The organism is Nonomuraea sp. NPDC050547 (assembly GCF_044457345.1).
Taxonomy (GTDB): domain Bacteria; phylum Actinomycetota; class Actinomycetes; order Streptosporangiales; family Streptosporangiaceae; genus Nonomuraea.
Genome location: NZ_JBITGW010000006.1, coordinates 130325 through 149469 on the forward strand (window position 1 = coordinate 130325; position 19145 = coordinate 149469).

Sequence of the window (19145 nt, forward strand, 5' to 3'; positions counted from 1 at the left end):
CCTGTCCTAGGTCACCGGTGCTACGGTGAGCTCCGCCGTACCGGTTGAGGGGGCGTATGTTCGGGATTGTCCGGCCATGTCGGCACGGCATGTGCGGGGGGATGTTCAAGGACTGGCTGGGGCATCTGTGCGGCCTGTGCCTGGCCCTGCGGGACGAGCATGGGCAGGCGGCGCGGCTGGCGACCAACTATGACGCGCTGCTGGTGTCCGTGCTGGCCGAGGCGCAGACGGACGCGCCCACCCCGCGGCGCACCGCTGGGCCGTGTGCTCTGCGGGGGTTCAGGACGGCCGGGGTCGTGGAGTCGGAAGGGGCCCGGCTGGCCGCGTCCGTCTCGCTCATCCTGGCGGGGGCCAAGCTGCGCGACCACATCGCCGACGGCGACGGGCCCTACCGGCGCCGGCTCGTCGCCGCGACGGCCGGGCGGCTGGCCGGGCGCTGGTCCCGCGCGGGAGCCTCGACGGCGGCCGCCCTGTCCTTCGACCCCGCCCCGCTGACCGGGGCGGCCCTCGCCCAGGTGGAGCTGGAGCGGTCCGGCGGCCGTACGCTCGCCACGCTCACGGCGCCCACCGAGGACGCGGTGGCCGCCGCCTTCGCGCACACGGCGGTGCTGGCGGGGCGGCCCGGCAACCGCGAGCCGCTCGAACACGCCGGGCGGGCCTTCGGGCGGCTGGCCCACCTCCTGGACGCCGTGGAGGATCTGGCCGAGGATCGCGAGCGGGGGGCCTACAACCCGCTGCCGGCCACCGGTACCGCTCTCGCGGACGCCCGTTCCCACTGTGAGCGCGCGCAGGCCGATCTGCGGGCGGCCGTGGACGGGCTGGAGCTGCCCCGGCCCCGGCTGGCCAAGGCGCTCCTGGTCCATGAGACGTCCCGGGCGATCACCCGCACCTTCGCCGAGGGCACCTCGCCATCCGAGCCGCCGGCGCACTCGCCCCCCGAGCCGCATCCCCGCAAGCCGGATCCCGGCGGGCTGATCTCGCTGGCCTGTGCCGCCTTCTCCTGCTGCACCTGCGGGCTCTACCAGCCTCCGTGGGAGGAGGAGGACTCGCGGTGCTCCAGTTGCGCCAACTGCGGGGACGTCTGCTGCCATCTGCCCGACTGCTGCACGAACTGCGACTGTTGCTCGGACTGCGACTGCTGTTCCGGCTGCGACTGCTGCTCGGCCTGAGCCGTCACCGCATCACGCTCTGGCCGATGAGCACCAGCGCGGAGACGGCCGCCACGATCAGAATCGCCGCACGCACCTTCCCGCCGTCGAGGTAGCGCCGCAGCGGCCCTGACACGAGAAATCCAGCGATCATGGGTACGAGCAGCGCCGCCCCCGTGGCCAGCGCCTTGCCGGGCAAGCGGTCCACGAACGCCAGGACGGCCAGCGACTGGGCGGCGCTCAGGGCGAAGAACATGGCCAGTGTCGCCCGGATCTGCGGCCCCTTGGCGCTCTGGTACACCAGGCCGATGGGCGGGCCGCCGATGCCTGTGGCCGTACCGGTGACGCCGGAGACGAACCCGGCGGCGGCGAGTGTGGCGCCGTTGCGCGGCACGCTCAGCGCCCGCGCCGTCAGCCCCACCGCGATGAGCACCATCACGCCGACGAGCACGCCGAGTGTGTGGGCCGACACGTAGACGACGACGAATCCTCCGATGACCGTGCCGGGCAACCGGCCGAGCACCGCGAACCCCAGCCCCCGCCAGTCCACCCTGCGCCACTCGGCGGCCAGCGTGAACAAGGGCAACGTGAAGTTGACCACCTGGATCGCACCGGGCATGACGCCGGGGTCCAGGATCGTGAGCACGGGCGCGGCGATCAGCCCCAGCCCGAACCCGACGCCTCCCTGGACAATTGCCCCGATGAAAACCGCCAAACTACCAATTGTCAGGACCAGGGCAAGATCGCTCATGCCGGAGAGTCAACCACCGTCCCATCCATCCCATCCCACCGCCCTGGTCACCACTGAGCCCTATGATCCGTGTTTGTGCCCCTCATGCAGACCGTTGCCGTGCTGTCCGTGCTGACCCTCACCACCGCCCCGGCCGCCGATCCGTGGGCGGGCACCGGCAGGCTCGCCGTCCAGTCGTGCGAGGAGCCCGAGCTGATCTCCGGCGGGGTGGCGCGGCCCAGGGAGTATCTAGTCGCGATGGTGAAATGTCTTGATAAGGCGTGGGGTGGGCATTTTGCTCGGGCGCGGATGCCGTTCAGCAAACCCAAGGTGCGCTATTTCGACGCGCCGCAGGATCGGATCTGCGGGTTCGACTGGCCAGAAGGAACTGCCGCCTTCTACTGCCCGGGGCCGCGCACGCTGGTGTTCCCGCTGACCGGCGACTGGATCGAGGGGCGGACCGATCTGCTGCCGCTCAAGATCGCGGCCCACGAGTACGGACATCACCTGCAGAGCCTGACCGGCGTCCGGGCCGCCTACGAGCGCGGGAAGGCCACCGCCGAACGCGGGCGCCGCTACGAGTTGCAGGCCGACTGCCTGGCCGGGGTGTTCCTGGCCGGGGTGTGGCGGTCGCTGCCCCGGGACACGAAGGACTGGGCGGCCCTGGTCGAAGTGGTACGGGCCAGCGGCGACGACCTCTACCGCACCCACGGCAGCGGCGCCAACCGCGTCTACTGGCTGAAGCGCGGCTTCACCGGCGCCCGACCCGCCTCCTGCGACACCTGGTCGGCGGCACGGTCGCGGGTGGCGTGACGTACCCCGTGAGAAGGCCCCGCCGCGAGCGGACGGCGGCGGGGCCCCTCGTGCCGGCTACTTGGCCAGCAGCGAGCGGAGCACGTACTGCATGATGCCGCCGTGACGGTAGTAGTCGGCCTCGCCGGGGGTGTCGATGCGGACGACCGCGTCGAACTCGACGTCGCCGGCCTTCACGTGCACGGTCCGCGGGATGCCGCCGTCGTTGAGCGCCACGACGCCGGTGATCTCGAAGGTCTCCTCGCCGGTGAGCCCCAGGGACGCGGCCGAGGCGCCCTCCGGGTACTGCAGCGGCAGGACGCCCATGCCGATCAGGTTCGAGCGGTGGATGCGCTCGTAGGACTCGGCGATGACGGCGCGGACGCCGAGCAGCGCGGTGCCCTTGGCGGCCCAGTCACGCGAGGAGCCGGAGCCGTACTCCTTGCCCGCGAGGACGACCAGCGGCGTGCCGTTGGCGGCGTAGTTGACGGAGGCGTCGTAGATGAACGACACCGGCGCGCCGGCCTGGGTGAAGTCGCGGGTGTAGCCGCCCTCGGTGCCGGGGGCGATCTGGTTGCGCAGGCGGATGTTGGCGAACGTGCCGCGGATCATGACCTCGTGGTTGCCGCGGCGCGAGCCGTAGGAGTTGAAGTCCTTGACCGCGACGCCGTGCTCGTCGAGATACTGCGCGGCCGGGGTGCCGACCTTGATCGCGCCGGCGGGCGAGATGTGGTCGGTGGTGACCGAGTCGCCCACCTTGACCAGCACGCGGGCGCCGGAGATGTCGGTGACCGGCTCCGGCTTGACCGGCATGCCCTCGAAGTAGGGGGCCTTGCGGACGTAGGTGGAGTCCGGGTCCCACTCGAAGGTGTTGCCGGTGGGGATCGGCAGCGAGCGCCACGTGTCGTCGCCCTTGAAGACGTCGGCGTAGTCGCGCTCGAACATCTCGCGGCCGATCGAGGAGTTGACGACGTCCGAGATCTCCTCGGGCGAGGGCCAGATGTCCTTGAGGAAGACCGGCTCACCGTCGTTGCCGACGCCGAGCGGCTCGGTGTCGAGGTCGATGTCCATCGTGCCCGCGAGCGCGTAGGCGACCACCAGCGGCGGCGAGGCCAGGTAGTTCATCTTCACGTCGGGGTTGATGCGGCCCTCGAAGTTGCGGTTGCCGGACAGCACCGCGGTGACGGCCAGGTCGTTGTCCTGGACCGCCTGGGAGATCTCGGGGATCAGCGGGCCCGAGTTGCCGATGCAGGTGGTGCAGCCGTAGCCGACCAGGTTGAAACCGATCTTGTCGAGGTACGGCTGCAGCCCCGACCGCTCGAAGTACCCGGTGACGACCTGCGAGCCGGGAGCCAGCGAGGTCTTGACCCACGGCTTGCGGTTCAGGCCCTTGTCGACCGCGTTGCGGGCCAGCAGCGCGGCGCCCAGCATCACGTAAGGGTTGGAGGTGTTGGTGCAGCTGGTGATCGCGGCGATGGTGACGATGCCGTGGTCGATCTCGAACGTGGTGCCGTCGGCCAGCGTCACCGGGCACGGCTTGTGCGGCCGGCCGTTCGCGCTCTGCGCGGGCGGGTCGGAGGCCGGGAAGCTCTCCTTGCCCGCCTCGTCGTCGGCGACGAAGTTGGCGACGTCGTGGCGCCAGGTGTCCTTGGCGGCCGACAGGGCGATGCGGTCCTGCGGGCGCTTCGGCCCGGCGATCGACGGGACGACCGTGGCCAGGTCGAGCTCGATGTACTCGGAGAACTCGGGCTCGGCGCCGTCCGGGTCGAGCCAGAGGCCCTGGGCCTTGGCGTAGGCCTCGACGAGCGCGATCTGCTCCTCGGAGCGGCCGGTGAGGCGCAGGTAGTTGGTGGTCTGGCCGTCGATCGGGAATATGGCGCAGGTGGAGCCGAACTCGGGGCTCATGTTGCCGATCGTGGCCCGGTCGGCCAGCGGCACGGAGGAGACGCCTTCGCCGTAGAACTCGACGAACTTGCCGACCACGCCGTGCTTGCGCAGGATCTCGGTGATCGTCAGCACCAGGTCGGTCGCGGTGGCGCCGGCGGGGAGCTTGCCGCCGAGCTTGAAACCCACGACGCGCGGGATCAGCATGGAGATCGGCTGGCCGAGCATCGCGGCCTCGGCCTCGATGCCGCCGACGCCCCAGCCGAGGACGCCGATGCCGTTCTCCATCGTGGTGTGGGAGTCGGTGCCCACGCAGGTGTCGGGGTAGGCCTTGCCGTCGCGCGTCATCACCACGCGGGCCAGGTGCTCGATGTTGACCTGGTGCACGATGCCGGTGCCGGGCGGGACGACCTTGAACTCGTCGAAGGCCGTCTGGCCCCAGCGCAGGAACTGGTAGCGCTCGCGGTTGCGCTCGTACTCGCGCTCGACGTTGCGCTGGAAGGCGTCGGGGTGGCCGAAGAAGTCGACGATGACGGAGTGGTCGATGACCATCTCGGCCGGGGCCAGCGGGTTGATCTTCGTCGCGTCCCCGCCGAGCTCGCGTACGGCCTCGCGCATCGTGGCCAGGTCGACGACGCAGGGCACGCCGGTGAAGTCCTGCATGATCACGCGGGCCGGCGTGAACTGGATCTCGACGCTCGGCGCCGCCTTCGGGTCCCATCCGCCCAGGGCGCGGATGTGGTCGGCGGTGATGTTGGCGCCGTCCTCGGTGCGGAGGAGGTTCTCCAGCAGGATCTTCAGGCTGTACGGCAGGCGCGCCGAGCCCTCGACGGCGTCCAGCCGGAAAATCTCATACGACGCGTCGCCGACGCGTAGCGTGTCACGGCTGCCGAAGCTGTTCGCGGACACGGTGAATCGCCTCCTCGGTGGACCAAATACTCAGTCAAATCCTGCCGCACCCGGGGACCGGACAAGACGTTAGGTAACCCTAACCCGCAGGTTGCAGCGGATATCTCGACATCAAGATATCCCTAAAGTATCTCGACATCAAGTTAAACCGCCCTCACAGGGGCGCGAGCCGCCAGAACAACAGCCCGACGATCGCCACCGACAGCACCGGGGCCAGGATCTTCTGCTCGAACTTCTTGCCCGTCTTGATCCCGATCTTCCACGGCAGCACCCACCGCGCCGCCAGTGGCCACAGCACCGGGCACCCTCTCTCGGTCATGCAGTCACCCACGACATGGATGAAGCACCCGATCCCCACCGCCAGCCCCAGCCACGCGTAACCCACCCCGAGCGACATGAACACGACGAACAGCCCCGCGGTCAGGCCGATGTTCACCATGGCGGAGCCGGTCTTGTTGCCGGGGATGCCGATGCCGATGGCACGCAGGGCCAGGCCGATCAGCAGGACGACCATGATGTCGCGCCCGACCGGGTACGTGTTCGCCAGCCAGTGCGCCCCGAACCCCACCGCCACCGCGAACGCCAGCGAGTGCGTCATCCCCCGGTGCCCGCCGCTGATCCACGCGACCACCTTCGACAACGCCCACGTCACCGGCCCGAACGTCTGGGCGATGGTCGCGCTCGGGTGGTCGAGGTCGGGCAGCATCGCCGCCCCCGCGCACACCAGCGCCCCGGCGATGAGCTCGGAGGGCGTCAGCGCGCTGGCCATGATCCCGGTCTCGATGAACCGGCTCGACTCGTTCAGCAACGGCAGCGCCGCGAACGCCGGCGCCAGTCCCAGCCACGCGATCGCTCCGGTCATCGCGTGCGAATGCCCCATCATGCGAAGATCACAAAGAGTTACTGTAATGCAAAATCCCGCCCTGGCGGAGGTATCCCCAAGGCCACTGGCACGACCGCCGCCCGCCACCCACCCGGGCTTCCCGCGATCGCGGACCCATTCACATGAGCCCTGTTCACATTTCCGGAATCTTGAGGTTACTTGTGAGTATCACTCATGACTACCGGAGGTACCCCCCAATGCGCTTACCCCTGGCCCTGCTGGCGGCACTGACCGTGCTCGTCACACCGGCCCAAGCCCAGGCAAGCACCGCCAACCCCCTCCCGCCTCACCTGGAGACCATCCGCAAGGCCGAGGCGGTCAAGCTCTACGGCGACGACGCCATCCGCCCGCTGCCCCAGCGCAAGACCTCCCTCGCCGCGCTCGGCGACAGCGAGATCTCCGGCGAGGGCGCCGTCGACCGCTCCCTCTACGAGCCCGGCACCGACGGCCCCGACAACTGGTGCCACCGCTCGACCAAGGCGGCCGTGCACGTCACGCGGATCCCCGCCGACGTCACCTACAACCTGTCCTGCTCCGGCGGCGCGACCAACGACATCACCATCGGCGGCACCCACCAGTACGAGGAGCTCAACCAGGGCGAGAACCTGTCGATCAAGGCCCGCAACACCCGGATCAAGATGATCACCGTGGTCGCCGGCGCCAACGACGACGGCGGGCCCGAGTTCGGCCCCACGATGACCGACTGCGTCACGCGCCGGGTCCTCTTCCAGGGCAACTGCTGGCCCAGCCAGGACCCGACCTGGCAGCAGCGCGTCGACTTCATCGTCCCGCGCGTGGCCAAGGCGCTGACCGACGTCAAGCAGATCATGGCCGAGGCGGGGTACGCCCCCGGCGACTACCAGCTCGTCGCCATGTCCTACCCGGGCCCGGCCAGCCCCGACGTCGAGGACAACCCGAACTTCCCCGGCTGGTACAACGGCGGCTGCCTCGGTTACCTGTCCGACCTGGCCTTCGCCCGCAACAAGGCGGTCCCGATCTTCGAGCAGGGCATCCGCGCCGCCGCCCAGCAGGCCGGCGCGCGCTACCTGGACGCCAGCCGCCTCTTCCACGGCACCGAACCCTGCCAGGACACCACCTGGGTGACCGGCCTGCACGCGGTCAACGGCGACTTCTTCAACCCCAACGCGGTCCGGCAGTCGTTCCACCCGAACACCTCCGGGCACGCGGCGTTCGGCGCCTGCCTGACCCAGTTCTACAACGCCGGCACCAACGCGGCCACGTGCATGAACCCGGCCGGCTCGCTGAGCCCGCGGCTGTACGCGGGGCTGCCGGAGTTCAAGCAGCTCAGGCACGCGGCGACCGGCACCTGTGTGGACGTGGAGGGCAATTCCTCGCGTAACGGCCGCAAGCTGCTCACCTGGCCGTGCGAGGCCACCAGGAACCAGGCGTTCTGGTACGACCCGTCCACCCAGGCCGTCCACTCCCAGCTGTCGCAGGACCGGTGCGCCGACATCAACGGCGGCAACCTGGTGGCCGGCACCGCCGTACAGGTGTGGAACTGCAACGCGAGCCCGGCACAGCGCTGGACCTTCGACGGCGCGCGCCTGCACGCCGCGGGGGCGCCGTCGCTGTGCGCCACCTTCCCGGGTACGGCCCGCGCCCTCGGCGACGGCATGGTCCTGGCTCCGTGCGACGGCGGCGACCAGCGCCAGGTGTTCACCTGGGAGGCCAAGACCGCGGTCGTCTACCAGCAGCTGAAGCTGTCGGGCAAGTGCCTGGACGTGCCGGGGACCAAGCCGGCCGGCGGCGCGAACCTGCTGCTCTACTCCTGCGACGGCAGGGCCGACCAGTTCTGGGGGTTCAACACGGTCTCCGGGCAGCTGCACAACCTGGCCGACCCCGGCCTGTGCGCCGACGTCGAGGGCGGCACGATGGCCCAGGGGCAGCCGGTGCAGGTGGCGAACTGCTCCGCGGCGATCGGCCAGTACTCGGCCTCGATGCGCTGGAACCTGTCCGGCGGCGGCTATGCCTCCCGCAAGGACCCGTCATGGCTGATCGGCGCGGCGGGCTCGGCCGACAACACGCCGGTGACCTTGCAAAGGGCGGGAACCTGGACCCCGGGTGAGAGCCGCCGGCCCGACCCGTGGAAGTTCATGACCGTCGACATCTACTGAAAACCCACAGAAACTTACGGAAAACGCAGACGAGGTCGTTTCCAGCGGCGACAGCACCCCCCAGCCCTGCCGACGCGGAACGACCTCGTCTGCTCTAGATAACGGCCGTCTTTCCCGTGCTGTTCCCGGATTCCGCAACTTTTTCGTGATCTGTCTCACTCTCGGCCAGCGCGGCCGGGGTGACCGCCCGGAAGAAGGGCACCACGATCACCAGAGCGAGCGCGGCGAACAACGCGAAGGCCACCCTGACCCCGGCGAACTGGGCGACGAGCCCGGCCACGAGAGAGGCGACCGGCATCGCCCCGTAGCCCAGCATGCGCCCGGCGGAGGTGTAGCGGCCGAGCAGCCGGTCCGGCACGATGCGCTGCGCGATCGTCCGGGAGTTGACCGTCCACAGCGTGCCGCCCATGCCGCCGACGAAGGCCGTGGCGCCGACCGCCCACGCCACGGGCAGCACGGCCGGGACGAGCACCATGAGGAACGTCCCGACCAGGTCGGCGAACAACGCCCAGCGCACGCCCAGCAGCCGGTTGATCAGCGCGACCGTCAGCGCCCCGGCCAGGCCGCCGAGGCCGATGGCGCTGATGAGCAGGCCGTATCCGGCCGCGTCGAGCCGGAGCTCCTGGATCGCGTAGATCGGCAGCAGCGCCAGCCAGGCCGCCCAGCTCGCGCCGAGCACGGTGACGGCCAGGTTGAGCGTGCGCAGGAGCCGGTGGTTCCACAGGAAGGCGAGCCCTTCGCGGATCTCGCCGCGGACCGACGTCGGGCCGGACACGGGTGCCGCCGCGGCCCGGAAGCGGCCGACGAGCAGCGCGAGCAGGACGGCGCCCAGCGCGAAGCCGATTCCCGCCGAGCCGAGTGCCACCGACAGGCCGATCCCGACCAGCAGGCCGCCGACCGCGGGACCGGCGAACTCGTTCATCAGCGTCTCGGCCCCGGCGATCCAGGCGTTGGCGCGGGTCAGCCTCTTGGCCGGTACGGCCGCGGGCACCAGGGCGCCGATCGCCGCGCTGGCGACCACCTCGGCGACGCCCAGCGTGAGACCGGTCGCGTACAGGAGGGGGATGGACAGCCAATCGGCCATCGCCGCGGCGAGCAGGACCGCGACGGCGCCGAGCCGGACCAGGTTGGCCACGACGGCCAGCCGCCGCCGGTCGCCGCGGTCGGCGAGGACGCCCGCGTGCAGCGAGACCAGCAGCCACGGCAGTGTCAGCGTCACGCCCACGCCGGTGATCAGTGCCGGTGAGGAGGTCAGCCCCACCGCGGCCATCGGCAGGGCGATCCGGCCGATGCCGTCGGCCAGGTTCGTGACCGCGGTGAACCCGACCAGGGCGCCTTCGTTTCTCATATCAACCACCTATCGTATTAGAAGGTTAGATCTTAACCACCTAAGTGTTTAGATGGAAGGCATGATGGAACCGTCTCCCGCGACCCTTCTCATCGAGGCGTTCGCGAACACGATCGACGTCGAAGAGGGCACCGATCTGCTGTCCGAGCCCGGCGGACTGCGGAGCTGGCTGACCGCCCACGGCCTGCCCGGCCGCGTGGACGAGCGCGCCTTCCAGCAGGCCAGGCTGCTGCGGGCGGGGCTCAGGGAACGGCTGCTCGCCAACAACGGCGAGGAGCCGGACGAGCGGGCCATCGCCAAGGCCGAGGAGGTCCTCGACTACCTGCCCGTGACGGTGAGCCTCAGCGCCGAGGCGCCGCTGCGGGCGGAGGGACCGCTGGCGGCCATCGCCGCCGCCTGGGCGAACACCGCCGCGACCGGCGAATGGCAGCGGCTGAAGAGGTGCCCGAACCACGCCTGCGCCTGGGTCTTCTGGGACGGGACGCGCAGCCGTACCCGGAGATGGTGCTCGATGCGGGTGTGCGGAAACCGGGCGAAGGTGCGCGCGCACGCGGAACGGCAGCGGACGACGTAGGCTTGTCATCGACCGGTTGTCGATATATCTTTGAAGCATCGACAGCATTCGACGATAGGAGCAAGACATGTCTTCCGCACAAGCGTCAGGTGGCCCTTGGCCCCACGCGCACGAGTTCAAGCGCGCCGCCCGTGAGGCGATCAGGAACCTCTCCGAGGCCTTCGAGCAGAGCGCCGAGCACCACCACCGCCATCGGGGCGGCGGCGGTCCGCACGAGCACCGAGGCCGCGGCAGGCGCGGCGGTCCCGGCCCGTTCGGCTTCGGTCCCGGCGGCCCCTGGGGCCAGGGCGGTCCCTTCAGCGGGGGCCGCGGCGGCTGGGGAGGCTGGGGCGGCCGGCCCCGCAAGGCCAAGCGCGGCGACGTCCGTTCCGCCATCCTCGCCCTTCTGGCCGAGGAGCCCCGCAACGGCTACCAGATCATCCAGGAGATCGCCGAGCGCAGCGAGGGCGGCTGGAAGCCCAGCCCCGGCGCCGTCTACCCGGCGCTCCAGCAGCTCACGGACGAGGGCCTGGTCGTCGCCGACGAGAGCGAGGGCCGCAAGACCTTCCGCCTCACCGAGGCGGGAACCGCCTACATCGAGGAGCACGCCGACGAGGTACGCGCCCCGTGGGACGAGATGCGCCCCGACATTGACGACAACACCGCAGATTTGTGGGATATTGCCCGCCAATCCGCCTTCGCCATGATGCAGGTATTGCAGACTGGCAGTGAGGCGCAGATCCGCGAGGCCCGCAAGGTGCTCACGGAGACGCGCCGCAAGCTCTACCAGATCCTGGCAGACGGCGACCCTGGCGAGGAGTGACCTGAGTGGACGCGCACGACCTCCGGATCGGCGATGCCGAGCGTGAGCGGACGATGGCCTCCCTGCGCGAGCACTTCGCGCAGGGCCGCCTGAACCATGAGGAGCTCGACGAGCGACTCGACCGCACGCTGGCCGCCCGCACCGCACGCGACCTGACCGCGATCACCGCCGACCTCCCCTCCTCGGAGCACGGCTACGCGCCACCCCCTCCGGTCAAGGAGGGTGCCTGGGACGACCGGCACGCCTACCAGGAAATGATGCGTGCCCATCGTCATCAGATGCGCGAGGCGCGTCACCAGATGCACGACGCGCACCGGCAGTGGCATGACATGCGCCACAAGATGCGGCACCAGGGCCGCACCCGCCACCATCACGGACCGGGGCCGATCGTGCCGTTCCTGGTGGTGTTCGGGATCGTCGCGATGATCGTGGGCGGCTTCGGGGCACTGAAGTTCGTGCTGCTCTTCGCGATCGGCGCGATGATCTTCAGCTCCATCCGCCGCGCGGCCATCCGCCGGTCCCTACGCTGACGCGCCGGGCTCACCGCCCGGCGCCAGCGACTGTCTCAACCTGCGCAGCTCGGCCGCGATCGCGTCGAGGGTCCAGTGCGCGTTCAGCCCGCTCGGGTTGGGCAGCACCCACACGGGCGTGTCCGCGATCTTCCGCTCCTGCGCCCCGATCGTCGCCTTGGGTACGGCGAAGGCCGTGCGAAAAGCCGACACCCCGAGCACGGCCAGCGTTCTGGGCCGGTGCTCGCTCAGCAGCGCCGCCAGCCGTACACCCCCCTGCGCGAGCTCGGCCCGCGACAGCTCGGCGGCCTTGGCGCTCGCCCGGGGCACGATGTTGGTGATCCCCAGCCCATAGGACGGCAGCAGGTGCTGCTCGGCCGGCGCCAGCAGGCGCGGCGTGAACCCCGACAGGTGCAGCGCGGGCCAGAACCGGTTGCCCGGCCGGGCGAAGTGATGCCCGGTGGCCTCCGACATGAGCCCGGGGTTGATGCCGCAGAAGAGCACGTCGAGATGGGGGCCGAGCACGTCGTCGATCACAGCGGCGAGATTAGCCCATGTCTTCGAGCTTGCGGCCCTTGGTCTCCTTGACCCACTTGGTGACGAAGAGGAAGGACAGGACGGCGAAGGCGGCGTACATCGTGTAGGTGAACGGCAGGTTCCACTCCGACAGCGCCGGGAACGAGACCGTGATCAGCCAGTTCGCGATCCACTGGGCCGCGGCGGCGACGCCGAGGGCGGCGGCGCGGATCCGGTTCGGGAACATCTCCCCCAGCAGCACCCAGACCACCACGCCCCAGGACAGGGCGAAGAACAGCACGAACACGTTGGCGGCGACCAGCGCGATCGTGCCCTGCGGGTTCGGCAGCGTGACCACGCCGTTGACCGTCTGGGCCGCGCTGAACGCCCACGCCGCCGTGCCCAGCGAGATCGCCATACCCGCCGAGCCGATCAGCAGCAGCGGCCGTCGGCCGATCCGGTCGACCAGCGAGATGGCGATGAACGTGCCGATGATGTTGATGACCGAGCTGGAGAAGCTGATGAGCAGCGAGTTGCTCTGGTCGATGCCGACCGACTGCCAGAGCACCGACGAGTAGTAGAAGATCACGTTGATGCCGACGAACTGCTGGAACACCGACAGGATGATGCCGATCCAGACGATCGGCAGCAGGCCGAGCGCCCGGCCGCGCAGGTCCTTCATCGTCGGGCGGGCCTCGGTCTTCAGCGAGTGCTGGATCTCGGCCACGCGGGCGTCCAGGTCGATGTCCGGGCCCTCGACCTCGGCCAGCACCTTCCGCGCCACCGTCGAACGCCCGGCCGCGATCAGGTAGCGCGGCGACTCGGGGATGGTGGAGGCGAACAACAGGTACAGCAGCGCCGGCACCACACACGCGCCCAGCATCCACTGCCACGCCTGCAGGCCCCACAGCGGGTTGTTCACGTCGCCGCCGGCCACGCGCGCCAGCAGGTAGTTGACCAGCTGCGACACCGCGATGCCGAGCACGATCGCCAGCTGCTGGAACGACCCGAGCCGCCCCCGGTAGGCGGGCGGCGCCACCTCCGCGATGTACGTCGGCCCGAGCACCGAGGCCATGCCGATCGCCACGCCGGCCAGCACCCGCCAGAACGCCAGGTCCCAGATCGCGAACGGCAGCATCTGGCCGATCGAGCTGATCGCGAACAGCACCGCGGCGACCTGCATGGTGCGGGTCCTGCCCCACCGGTCGGCCAGCCCGCCGCCGACCCACGCGCCGATGGCGGAGCCGAGCAGCGCGATCGCCACCACGAAGCCGGTCTCGACCGAGCCGACCTGGAAGTGCTTCTGGATGCCGGTGACGGCGCCGTTGATGACGGAGCTGTCGTAGCCGAACAGGAAGCCGCCGATGGCGGCCGCGGCCGTGATGAAGACGACGTGCCCCAGGTTCTCCTGCTGCGACTGCGGTGTGGCCATGTTTCCGGACGTACCCGGAGATTGATCAATAAACGGCTCTACTTAGGCAAAGAGAGGGAGCCGCGGCACGACTCCCAAGGGGCGGAGCAACACGGAGATCACCTTCCACGGCCGGATTTGGCCCAACGAGAAAGAGGGAAAGTGGCGCTTATATCGGGCTAAGTCTGGCGATTAATGTACCTGCATGTCACGGATCGTCCCGCCTCCCGGGCCTGCCCGCACCCTCGCGCTGGCACAGCTCACCAACTCCCTCGGCGACGGCGCCTTCTACGCCTCCTCCGCGCTGTTCTTCACCCGGGTCGTCGGGCTGCCGGCCGCCCAGGTCGGCGTGGCGCTGACCGTGGCGTGGGCGTGCGGCATGCTGGCCGGGGTACCGCTGGGACACGTGGCCGACCGGTGGGGGCCGCGGCGTACCGCCGTCGTGCTCGCGGTGGCGACCGCGCTGGCCCTCAGCGCCTTCCTGGTCGTCCGCGCCTACCCGCTGTTCATCCTCGTGGCCTGCCTGTACGCCTGCTGCCAGGGCGGACTGACCTCCGCCAGGCAGGCGCTGCTGGCCGGGCTGGTGCCCCCGGAGGAGCGCACCGCCGTCCGCGCCCACCTGCAGTCGACGCTGAACGCCGGGCTCGCGGTGGGCGCCGGCATCGGCGGGCTGGCACTCTCCTTCGACACCGCGCCCGCCTACCTGGCCGTCTTCGCCCTGGACGCCGTCGCCTTCCTGCTGGCCGCGCTCATGCTGCTCCGCCTGCCCGAGGTGCCGCCCGTCCCCGCCGCCCCGGCCGGGACCCGCGCGCCGCGCCTGGCCGTGCTGCGCGACCGCCCGTACGCGCTGATCACCTTCCTCAACGCGATCATGTACCTGAACATGCCGCTGCTCAGCCTCGGCCTGCCGCTCTGGATCGTCGAACGCACCGACGCCCCCAAACCCGTCGCCGCCGCGCTGCTCGTGGTCAACATGCTCTCGGTCGTGATCTTCCAGGTACGGGTGGCCCGCCGGGTCACCGACCTGCCCGGCGCCGCCAGGGTGGGCGGCCGGTCCGGCTGGGTCTTCCTGGCCGCCTGCCTCGTGTACGCGGTGTCCGGCGCCCACATCGGCCCGTGGGCGGCGGTGGCGGTGCTGGTGGCCGCCGCCCTCGTCCAGGTGTTCGGCGAGATGATGCAGGGCGCCGCCGCCTGGGAACTCGGCTTCGGCCTGGCCCCGGCCGACAAGCAGGGCCAGTACCAGGGCTTCTTCGGCATGGGCCCGCAGATCGCCCGCATGCTGGGACCGGTGCTCATGACCACGCTGCTGATCGGCTGGGGGACGGCGGGCTGGCTCGTCCTGGGCGGCCTGTTCCTGACCGCCGGCCTGGCCCTCGGCCCCGCCGTCCGCTACGCCCAGCGCACCCGCGCACCCCTCCCCGCCCACCCCTGACGGTCCTTCCTCCGGTCGGGCCGCCCTCCTGGGCCCGCCCCGTTGCCCAGTTGTGTGGTCGGCCGGTTGAAGGACACCATCGTGCCTACGGCAGACCGTGTCCGGCGCGGGAGCAGATGGAACGGGGAACGCACAACACCACGGAAACCGAGATGATCAGCCCAGGATGAGCATGAAGTGTTCCTCGCCGTCGTGGACGACGGTGCCCGCGTGCCGGAAGCCGAGCTTCTCCAGCAGCCGCACCGAACCGGTGTTGCCCTTGTGCGGGTCGGCGTGCAGCGGGCGGGTCTTCTCCTCGTGGAGGTAGAGGGTCAGCGCCCGGGTGCCGACGCCCTTGCCCCAGTGTTCGCGGCCCAGCCAGTAGCCGACGAAGCGGCGGGTCTCATCCGTCCAGGACACGATGTTGCCCGCCGTCACGCCGTCCACGGTGACGGTCCTGACCAGGACGCCGGGGTCGCCGAGGATGTTGGCCCGCCAGTGGTTCATGAACCGCTCGCGCGGGCGGGAGGGGAAGTTGGCCCGCGCGCTGGCCTCCTCGTCGTGCTCCTGCTCGAAGAACACCTCGAGGTCGGCCTGCTCCACGGCGCGCAGCCGCACATCTACGCTCATGCCGGAGGAGTCTGGCACCCGCCACCGACAATTCAGGGACGCTGGTCGGCCGGGATCGTGGCGGTGACCGCGAACCCGCCCTGCCCGTCGTCCTCGGCCGCGAACACCCCGCCCAGCAGCGACACCCTGCGGCGCAGCCCGATGAGCCCCATCCCGGAACCGGCCGCGGCCAGCTCGGGCGCGGGGGTGGAGCGGGACGCCTGATTGCGGACCTCGACCTCCACCCGGTCGCCGAAGTAGGAGAGCGAGACCGTCACCGGCGCGCCGGGCGCGTGCTTGCGAGCGTTGGTCAGCGACTCCTGAACCACCCGGTACGCCGCCCGCGCCACCACGGCGGGCACCGCCGAAGCGTCACCCGAGACCTCAAGAGTGATCCCCTCCCCCGAGGCCAGCTCCGCCAGGTCTCCCCCGGTGTCGCGGTCGGGCGGCCGGCCGCCCACGCTCTTGCCCGGCAGTTCGTCACCGGCGACCACCTGCATCAGCTCGCGCAGTTCGTCGAGCGTGCGCGCCCCGGCCCGGCGGATCTGGTCGGCCGCGGTGCGGGCCGACTCCTCGCGGGCGGTGACGCGTAGCGCCTCGGCGTTCAGGACGATCTCGGTGACGTGGTGGGTGACGATGTCGTGCATCTCGGCGGCCAGTCTCCGCCGCTCGGCGACCTCGGCGCGTTCGGCCAGCAGACGGCGTTCCGCGTCGGCGAGCTCGGCCCGCCGCCGCAGCGAGCCGATCAGCTCGTAGCGGGTCTTGAGCCAGAGCGCCACGAGTGCGGGCAGCGCCGTGGCCGACAGCGCGAAGTACAGCGCGGTCCAGGTCGGCGCCCAGATCGGGATCGCCAGCAGGGCCAGCGCGGCGGCGAACGCGAACGCCTGGCGCCACGGCAGCACGTACACCAGGAACGACACCACGAGCGGCGCCGCCAGCGGAGCGAACGCCTGCGTGGTGCCCGCGTTCAGGGCCAGCGCCGCCGTGGCGGCCAGGGTGAGCGTGCCGACGGTACGCGGGAGCCGTACCACGCCGAGAAGACAGACGTCGACCAGGAGGTTCACGACCAGCTCCGCGACCTGACCGCCGCCCGCGAACAGGAAGACCTGCGCGGTCGCGCACAGGACGGCCGCGCCCCACGAGGCCCGCACCACGGCGCGGCGGTCGCCGGCGGTGAGGTCGGGCCTGGTCACGGCGGGTCACCCGGCAGCAGCCCCGCCCGGTGGGCCAGCACCGCGGCCTGGGTGCGGTGGGTGAGGCCGAGCTTGGTCAGCAGCCGCGAGACGTAGCTCTTCACGGTCGTCTCCGACAGGAACAGCCGTTGCGCGATCTCCGGGTTCGTGAGCCCTTCGCCCAGGCAGACGAGCACCTCGCGGTCGCGCTCGGCCAGTTCCTCGATCCTGGCGCGGGCGCTCTCGCCGCGCGCGGACCGGTTCACCAGCCGTTGCGCGGCGATCGGCGACATGACCACGTGCCCGTCGGCCGCGACTCTGATGAGGTTGAGCAGGTCCTCGGCGGGCGTGGTCTTGACCAGGTATCCGCTCGCCCCGGCGGCCAACGCGGCGCGCACGTGGGTGTCGGAGTCGAAGGTGGTCAGCGCGATCACGGTGGGCGGGTCGGCCAGGGCGGCGATCTCCCGGGTGGCCGTGACGCCGTCGACGCCGGGCATCCGCAGGTCCATGAGCACCACGTCGGGCCGCCCCCGCAGGACCTCCTCGACCGCCTCCGCCCCGTCGCGCGCCTCCCCCACGACCTCGATCTCCGGGCTGGAGCCGAGGATGGTCCGCAGGTGGCCGCGGACCATCGGGTCGTCGTCGACGAGCAGCACCCTGATCATGCCTGCCGAGTCTGTCATCACCCCAGTGTCCCGCTCCAGAACCCGCACTGGTGCGCCCGGTCCAGGTCGACGGGGCCGATGCCGCCCTGCTCGGCCGGTTTGAGACTGACGGCGCGCCCGCCGGTGAAGGCGGGCCAGCCGTGCGGCCGGCCGGTGCGGGCGAAGGAGGTCCAGGCGTCGATCATCCGGTCGGCCAGGCGCCACTGCCCGGCGGTGAGGTCGTCCCAGGGCTGCCCGCCCAGGTCGAACAGGTACGGCAGCTCACTGGCATGCTGCGCGCCCGGCGGGAAGCCGGCCGGCACCCGCCCGATGTTGGGCGCCTTCTCGTCGGCGAACTCGTAGGCGTAGACCCGGGTGTGCTCGGCCATCTCCCGGTCCGCCCAGAGCGTCGGGCAGGCCCAGGCCCGGTCACTGGCCACGGTGGCCCAGGCCAGGGCCGGGCTCCGGTAGGCCGACAGCGGGTACTTCCTCATCGCGGCCTCGGCGTGCGTGCCGAAGGCGCCCTTCATGAGCCGCGGGTAGTTCTCCGCCGTCACCGGGAATCCGGCCTGGGCGGCGCCGGAGACGAAGCCGTTGCCCTCGTCCTTGGTGCCGCCGGACAACACCGGGATCTTCATGAACCTGCCCTGGCGCAGCGCCTCGGCGGGTTCGCGGGGCAGCAGCGGCGTGCCGTACGCGAGACTGCTGGAGAAGCTCTCGTTGACCGGCATCAGCGCGGCGGCGGGCTTGGCGCGCAGGCACTCCAGCTCCCGGCCCGCCGGGCAGCCCAGCTTCTTCGCCGCCTCCAGACCGGTGGCGTGGTTGGCCTTCAGCGAGGTATAGGGCGTGAAGGACGGCATGCCGGGGATCGGCAGGTACGTGCCGCTGACCCACTCCAGCATGCAGGAGCCGGACTGGATGATCGCCCGGTCGGCCAGCCCGCGCGCGGCCGGGGAGGTGAGCAGGGCGCAGGTGCTCATCCCGCCGGCCGACTCCCCGAACAGCGTCACGTTGCCCGCGTCGCCGCCGAAGGCCGCGGCGTTGCGCTTGGTCCAGCGCAGCGCCTCCAGCTGGTCGGCCAGGCCGAAGGTGCCGGATCCGGCCAGGCCGGGCAGGCCGAGGTAGCCGAACGCGCCGAGCCGGTAGTTGACCGTCACCACCATGACGCCGCCCTTGGCGGCCAGGCGGCGGGCGTCGTAGGCCGCGCCTGAGCCGGTGGTGTAGCCGCCCCCGTGGAGCCACACCATCACCGGCAGCCGCTTGCCCGTGCGCTTGGCCGGGACGGTGACGTTGACGAACAGGCAGTCCTCGGCGCCGACCCGCTTGCCGGCCTCGGTCTGCGTGCACTGCTCGCCCGGCTTGGTGGCGTCGGCCACGCCCGCCCACGGCTCGGCCCTGACGGGTTCCTTCCAGCGCAGCGGGCCGACGGGCGCACGCGCGTACCGGATGCCGCTGAAGGTGGTGACCGCGGCCTCGGTCTGGCCGCGGATCCGGCCCGAGTCCAGTTCGACCACGGTGGTCTCGGGGGCCGCGGCGTGCGCGGCCCCCGAGACGAGGAGCAGGCAGAGCCCCGCGAGCAGGGACGCTCTCATGACGACTTCCTTCCGAACGCCGGTGGGACCGCCACCGTACGATCGGCGCCACGGCCCCCGGCACCCGCGGAAGTTG

17 protein-coding genes are annotated in these 19145 nt (G+C 71.0%); 7 read left to right on the top strand and 10 right to left on the bottom strand.

Annotated elements, in window-relative coordinates; genetic code table 11:
* Positions 1–56: 56 nt before the first annotated feature.
* The gene (locus ACIBHY_RS16805) at positions 57–1169 is read left to right on the top strand and encodes a DUF5685 family protein (RefSeq protein WP_397307084.1); all 1113 of its coding nucleotides are present in this window, start codon (positions 57–59) and stop codon (positions 1167–1169) included.
* Between the two features lie 4 nt (positions 1170–1173).
* Here the strand turns inward: ACIBHY_RS16805 and ACIBHY_RS16810 are convergent, their stop codons facing one another.
* Positions 1174–1899 carry a sulfite exporter TauE/SafE family protein gene (locus ACIBHY_RS16810; protein ID WP_397307085.1) on the bottom strand — a complete coding sequence of 242 codons (726 nt, stop codon included), beginning with the start codon at positions 1897–1899 and terminating at the stop codon, positions 1174–1176.
* 84 nt (positions 1900–1983) lie between these two features.
* On the opposite strand from ACIBHY_RS16810, the gene ACIBHY_RS16815 reads away from it, so the two are divergent.
* Positions 1984–2691: a neutral zinc metallopeptidase gene (locus ACIBHY_RS16815; RefSeq protein WP_397242424.1), complete on the top strand. Its 708-nt coding sequence runs from the start codon at positions 1984–1986 to the stop codon at positions 2689–2691.
* A gap of 57 nt (positions 2692–2748) precedes the next feature.
* Here ACIBHY_RS16815 and acnA read toward each other — a convergent pair whose 3' ends face one another.
* Positions 2749–5463 (bottom strand): aconitate hydratase AcnA, encoded by a 2715-nt coding sequence (acnA, locus tag ACIBHY_RS16820; protein WP_397307086.1) that lies wholly within the window; start codon positions 5461–5463, stop codon positions 2749–2751.
* 154 nt (positions 5464–5617) lie between these two features.
* On the bottom strand, positions 5618–6346 hold the full coding sequence (locus ACIBHY_RS16825; RefSeq protein WP_397307087.1) for a metal-dependent hydrolase: 729 nt from the start codon (positions 6344–6346) through the stop codon (positions 5618–5620).
* A 197-nt stretch (positions 6347–6543) separates the two neighbouring features.
* Between ACIBHY_RS16825 and ACIBHY_RS16830 the strand changes: the two genes are divergently transcribed.
* Positions 6544–8481, top strand: coding sequence for a ricin-type beta-trefoil lectin domain protein (locus ACIBHY_RS16830; protein WP_397307088.1), 1938 nt, complete (start codon positions 6544–6546; stop codon positions 8479–8481).
* A gap of 94 nt (positions 8482–8575) precedes the next feature.
* Here ACIBHY_RS16830 and ACIBHY_RS16835 read toward each other — a convergent pair whose 3' ends face one another.
* On the bottom strand, positions 8576–9829 hold the full coding sequence (locus tag ACIBHY_RS16835) for an MFS transporter (RefSeq protein WP_397307089.1): 1254 nt from the start codon (positions 9827–9829) through the stop codon (positions 8576–8578).
* Between the two features lie 61 nt (positions 9830–9890).
* Here ACIBHY_RS16835 and ACIBHY_RS16840 point away from each other — a divergent pair, with 61 nt between their 5' ends.
* The 3 genes from ACIBHY_RS16840 to ACIBHY_RS16850 all read left to right on the top strand — a co-directional run bounded on the left by ACIBHY_RS16840 (position 9891) and on the right by ACIBHY_RS16850 (position 11735).
* Complete coding sequence (locus ACIBHY_RS16840) at positions 9891–10403, top strand: CGNR zinc finger domain-containing protein (RefSeq protein WP_397242414.1); 513 nt, start codon at positions 9891–9893, stop codon at positions 10401–10403.
* A gap of 67 nt (positions 10404–10470) precedes the next feature.
* Positions 10471–11205, top strand: a complete 735-nt coding sequence (locus tag ACIBHY_RS16845) for a PadR family transcriptional regulator (protein WP_397242412.1) — start codon at positions 10471–10473, stop codon at positions 11203–11205.
* Between the two features lie 5 nt (positions 11206–11210).
* A complete protein-coding gene (locus ACIBHY_RS16850) occupies positions 11211–11735 on the top strand; it encodes a DUF1707 domain-containing protein (protein WP_397242410.1) in 525 nt (174 codons plus the stop codon).
* Here the strand turns inward: ACIBHY_RS16850 and mug are convergent.
* Together mug and ACIBHY_RS16860 are read right to left on the bottom strand one after the other, a co-directional pair.
* A complete protein-coding gene (gene mug, locus ACIBHY_RS16855) occupies positions 11727–12251 on the bottom strand; it encodes a G/U mismatch-specific DNA glycosylase (protein WP_397242408.1) in 525 nt (174 codons plus the stop codon). The two genes, ACIBHY_RS16850 and mug, sit on opposite strands and share 9 nt — an antisense overlap.
* Positions 12252–12261: 10 nt before the next feature.
* Positions 12262–13662, bottom strand: coding sequence for a sugar porter family MFS transporter (locus ACIBHY_RS16860; RefSeq protein ID WP_397242406.1), 1401 nt, complete (start codon positions 13660–13662; stop codon positions 12262–12264).
* A 184-nt stretch (positions 13663–13846) separates the two neighbouring features.
* Here ACIBHY_RS16860 and ACIBHY_RS16865 point away from each other — a divergent pair, with 184 nt between their 5' ends.
* A complete protein-coding gene (locus tag ACIBHY_RS16865) occupies positions 13847–15073 on the top strand; it encodes an MFS transporter (protein ID WP_397307090.1) in 1227 nt (408 codons plus the stop codon).
* A 156-nt stretch (positions 15074–15229) separates the two neighbouring features.
* On the opposite strand, the gene ACIBHY_RS16870 is transcribed toward ACIBHY_RS16865, so the two are convergent.
* Genes ACIBHY_RS16870 through ACIBHY_RS16885 form a run of 4 tightly spaced genes read right to left on the bottom strand, consistent with a single transcriptional unit; the run spans position 15230 to position 19069 of the window.
* Entirely contained in the window at positions 15230–15682 is a 453-nt protein-coding gene (locus ACIBHY_RS16870) for a GNAT family N-acetyltransferase (RefSeq protein WP_397242402.1), read from the bottom strand.
* A gap of 32 nt (positions 15683–15714) precedes the next feature.
* On the bottom strand, positions 15715–16854 hold the full coding sequence (locus ACIBHY_RS16875; RefSeq protein ID WP_397242400.1) for a sensor histidine kinase: 1140 nt from the start codon (positions 16852–16854) through the stop codon (positions 15715–15717).
* Positions 16851–17516, bottom strand: coding sequence for a response regulator (locus ACIBHY_RS16880; RefSeq protein WP_397242398.1), 666 nt, complete (start codon positions 17514–17516; stop codon positions 16851–16853). Before ACIBHY_RS16880 ends, ACIBHY_RS16875 begins: the two co-directional genes overlap by 4 nt.
* Entirely contained in the window at positions 17516–19069 is a 1554-nt protein-coding gene (locus ACIBHY_RS16885) for a carboxylesterase/lipase family protein (protein WP_397307091.1), read from the bottom strand. Before ACIBHY_RS16885 ends, ACIBHY_RS16880 begins: the two co-directional genes overlap by 1 nt.
* Between the last annotated feature and the right edge of the window lie 76 nt (positions 19070–19145).

Excerpts from the sequence above, each read along its gene's own strand:
- ACIBHY_RS16805 (WP_397307084.1), top strand. The coding sequence starts at position 57 with ATGTTCGGGATTGTCCGGCCATGTCGGCACGGCATGTGCGGGGGGATG.
- ACIBHY_RS16810 (WP_397307085.1), bottom strand. The coding sequence starts at position 1,899 with ATGAGCGATCTTGCCCTGGTCCTGACAATTGGTAGTTTGGCGGTTTTC.
- ACIBHY_RS16815 (WP_397242424.1), top strand. The coding sequence starts at position 1,984 with ATGCAGACCGTTGCCGTGCTGTCCGTGCTGACCCTCACCACCGCCCCG.
- ACIBHY_RS16825 (WP_397307087.1), bottom strand. The coding sequence starts at position 6,346 with ATGATGGGGCATTCGCACGCGATGACCGGAGCGATCGCGTGGCTGGGA.
- ACIBHY_RS16830 (WP_397307088.1), top strand. The coding sequence starts at position 6,544 with ATGCGCTTACCCCTGGCCCTGCTGGCGGCACTGACCGTGCTCGTCACA.
- ACIBHY_RS16835 (WP_397307089.1), bottom strand. The coding sequence starts at position 9,829 with ATGAGAAACGAAGGCGCCCTGGTCGGGTTCACCGCGGTCACGAACCTG.
- ACIBHY_RS16840 (WP_397242414.1), top strand. The coding sequence starts at position 9,891 with ATGATGGAACCGTCTCCCGCGACCCTTCTCATCGAGGCGTTCGCGAAC.
- ACIBHY_RS16845 (WP_397242412.1), top strand. The coding sequence starts at position 10,471 with ATGTCTTCCGCACAAGCGTCAGGTGGCCCTTGGCCCCACGCGCACGAG.
- ACIBHY_RS16860 (WP_397242406.1), bottom strand. The coding sequence starts at position 13,662 with ATGGCCACACCGCAGTCGCAGCAGGAGAACCTGGGGCACGTCGTCTTC.
- ACIBHY_RS16865 (WP_397307090.1), top strand. The coding sequence starts at position 13,847 with ATGTCACGGATCGTCCCGCCTCCCGGGCCTGCCCGCACCCTCGCGCTG.
- ACIBHY_RS16870 (WP_397242402.1), bottom strand. The coding sequence starts at position 15,682 with ATGAGCGTAGATGTGCGGCTGCGCGCCGTGGAGCAGGCCGACCTCGAG.
- ACIBHY_RS16880 (WP_397242398.1), bottom strand. The coding sequence starts at position 17,516 with ATGACAGACTCGGCAGGCATGATCAGGGTGCTGCTCGTCGACGACGAC.
- ACIBHY_RS16885 (WP_397307091.1), bottom strand. The coding sequence starts at position 19,069 with ATGAGAGCGTCCCTGCTCGCGGGGCTCTGCCTGCTCCTCGTCTCGGGG.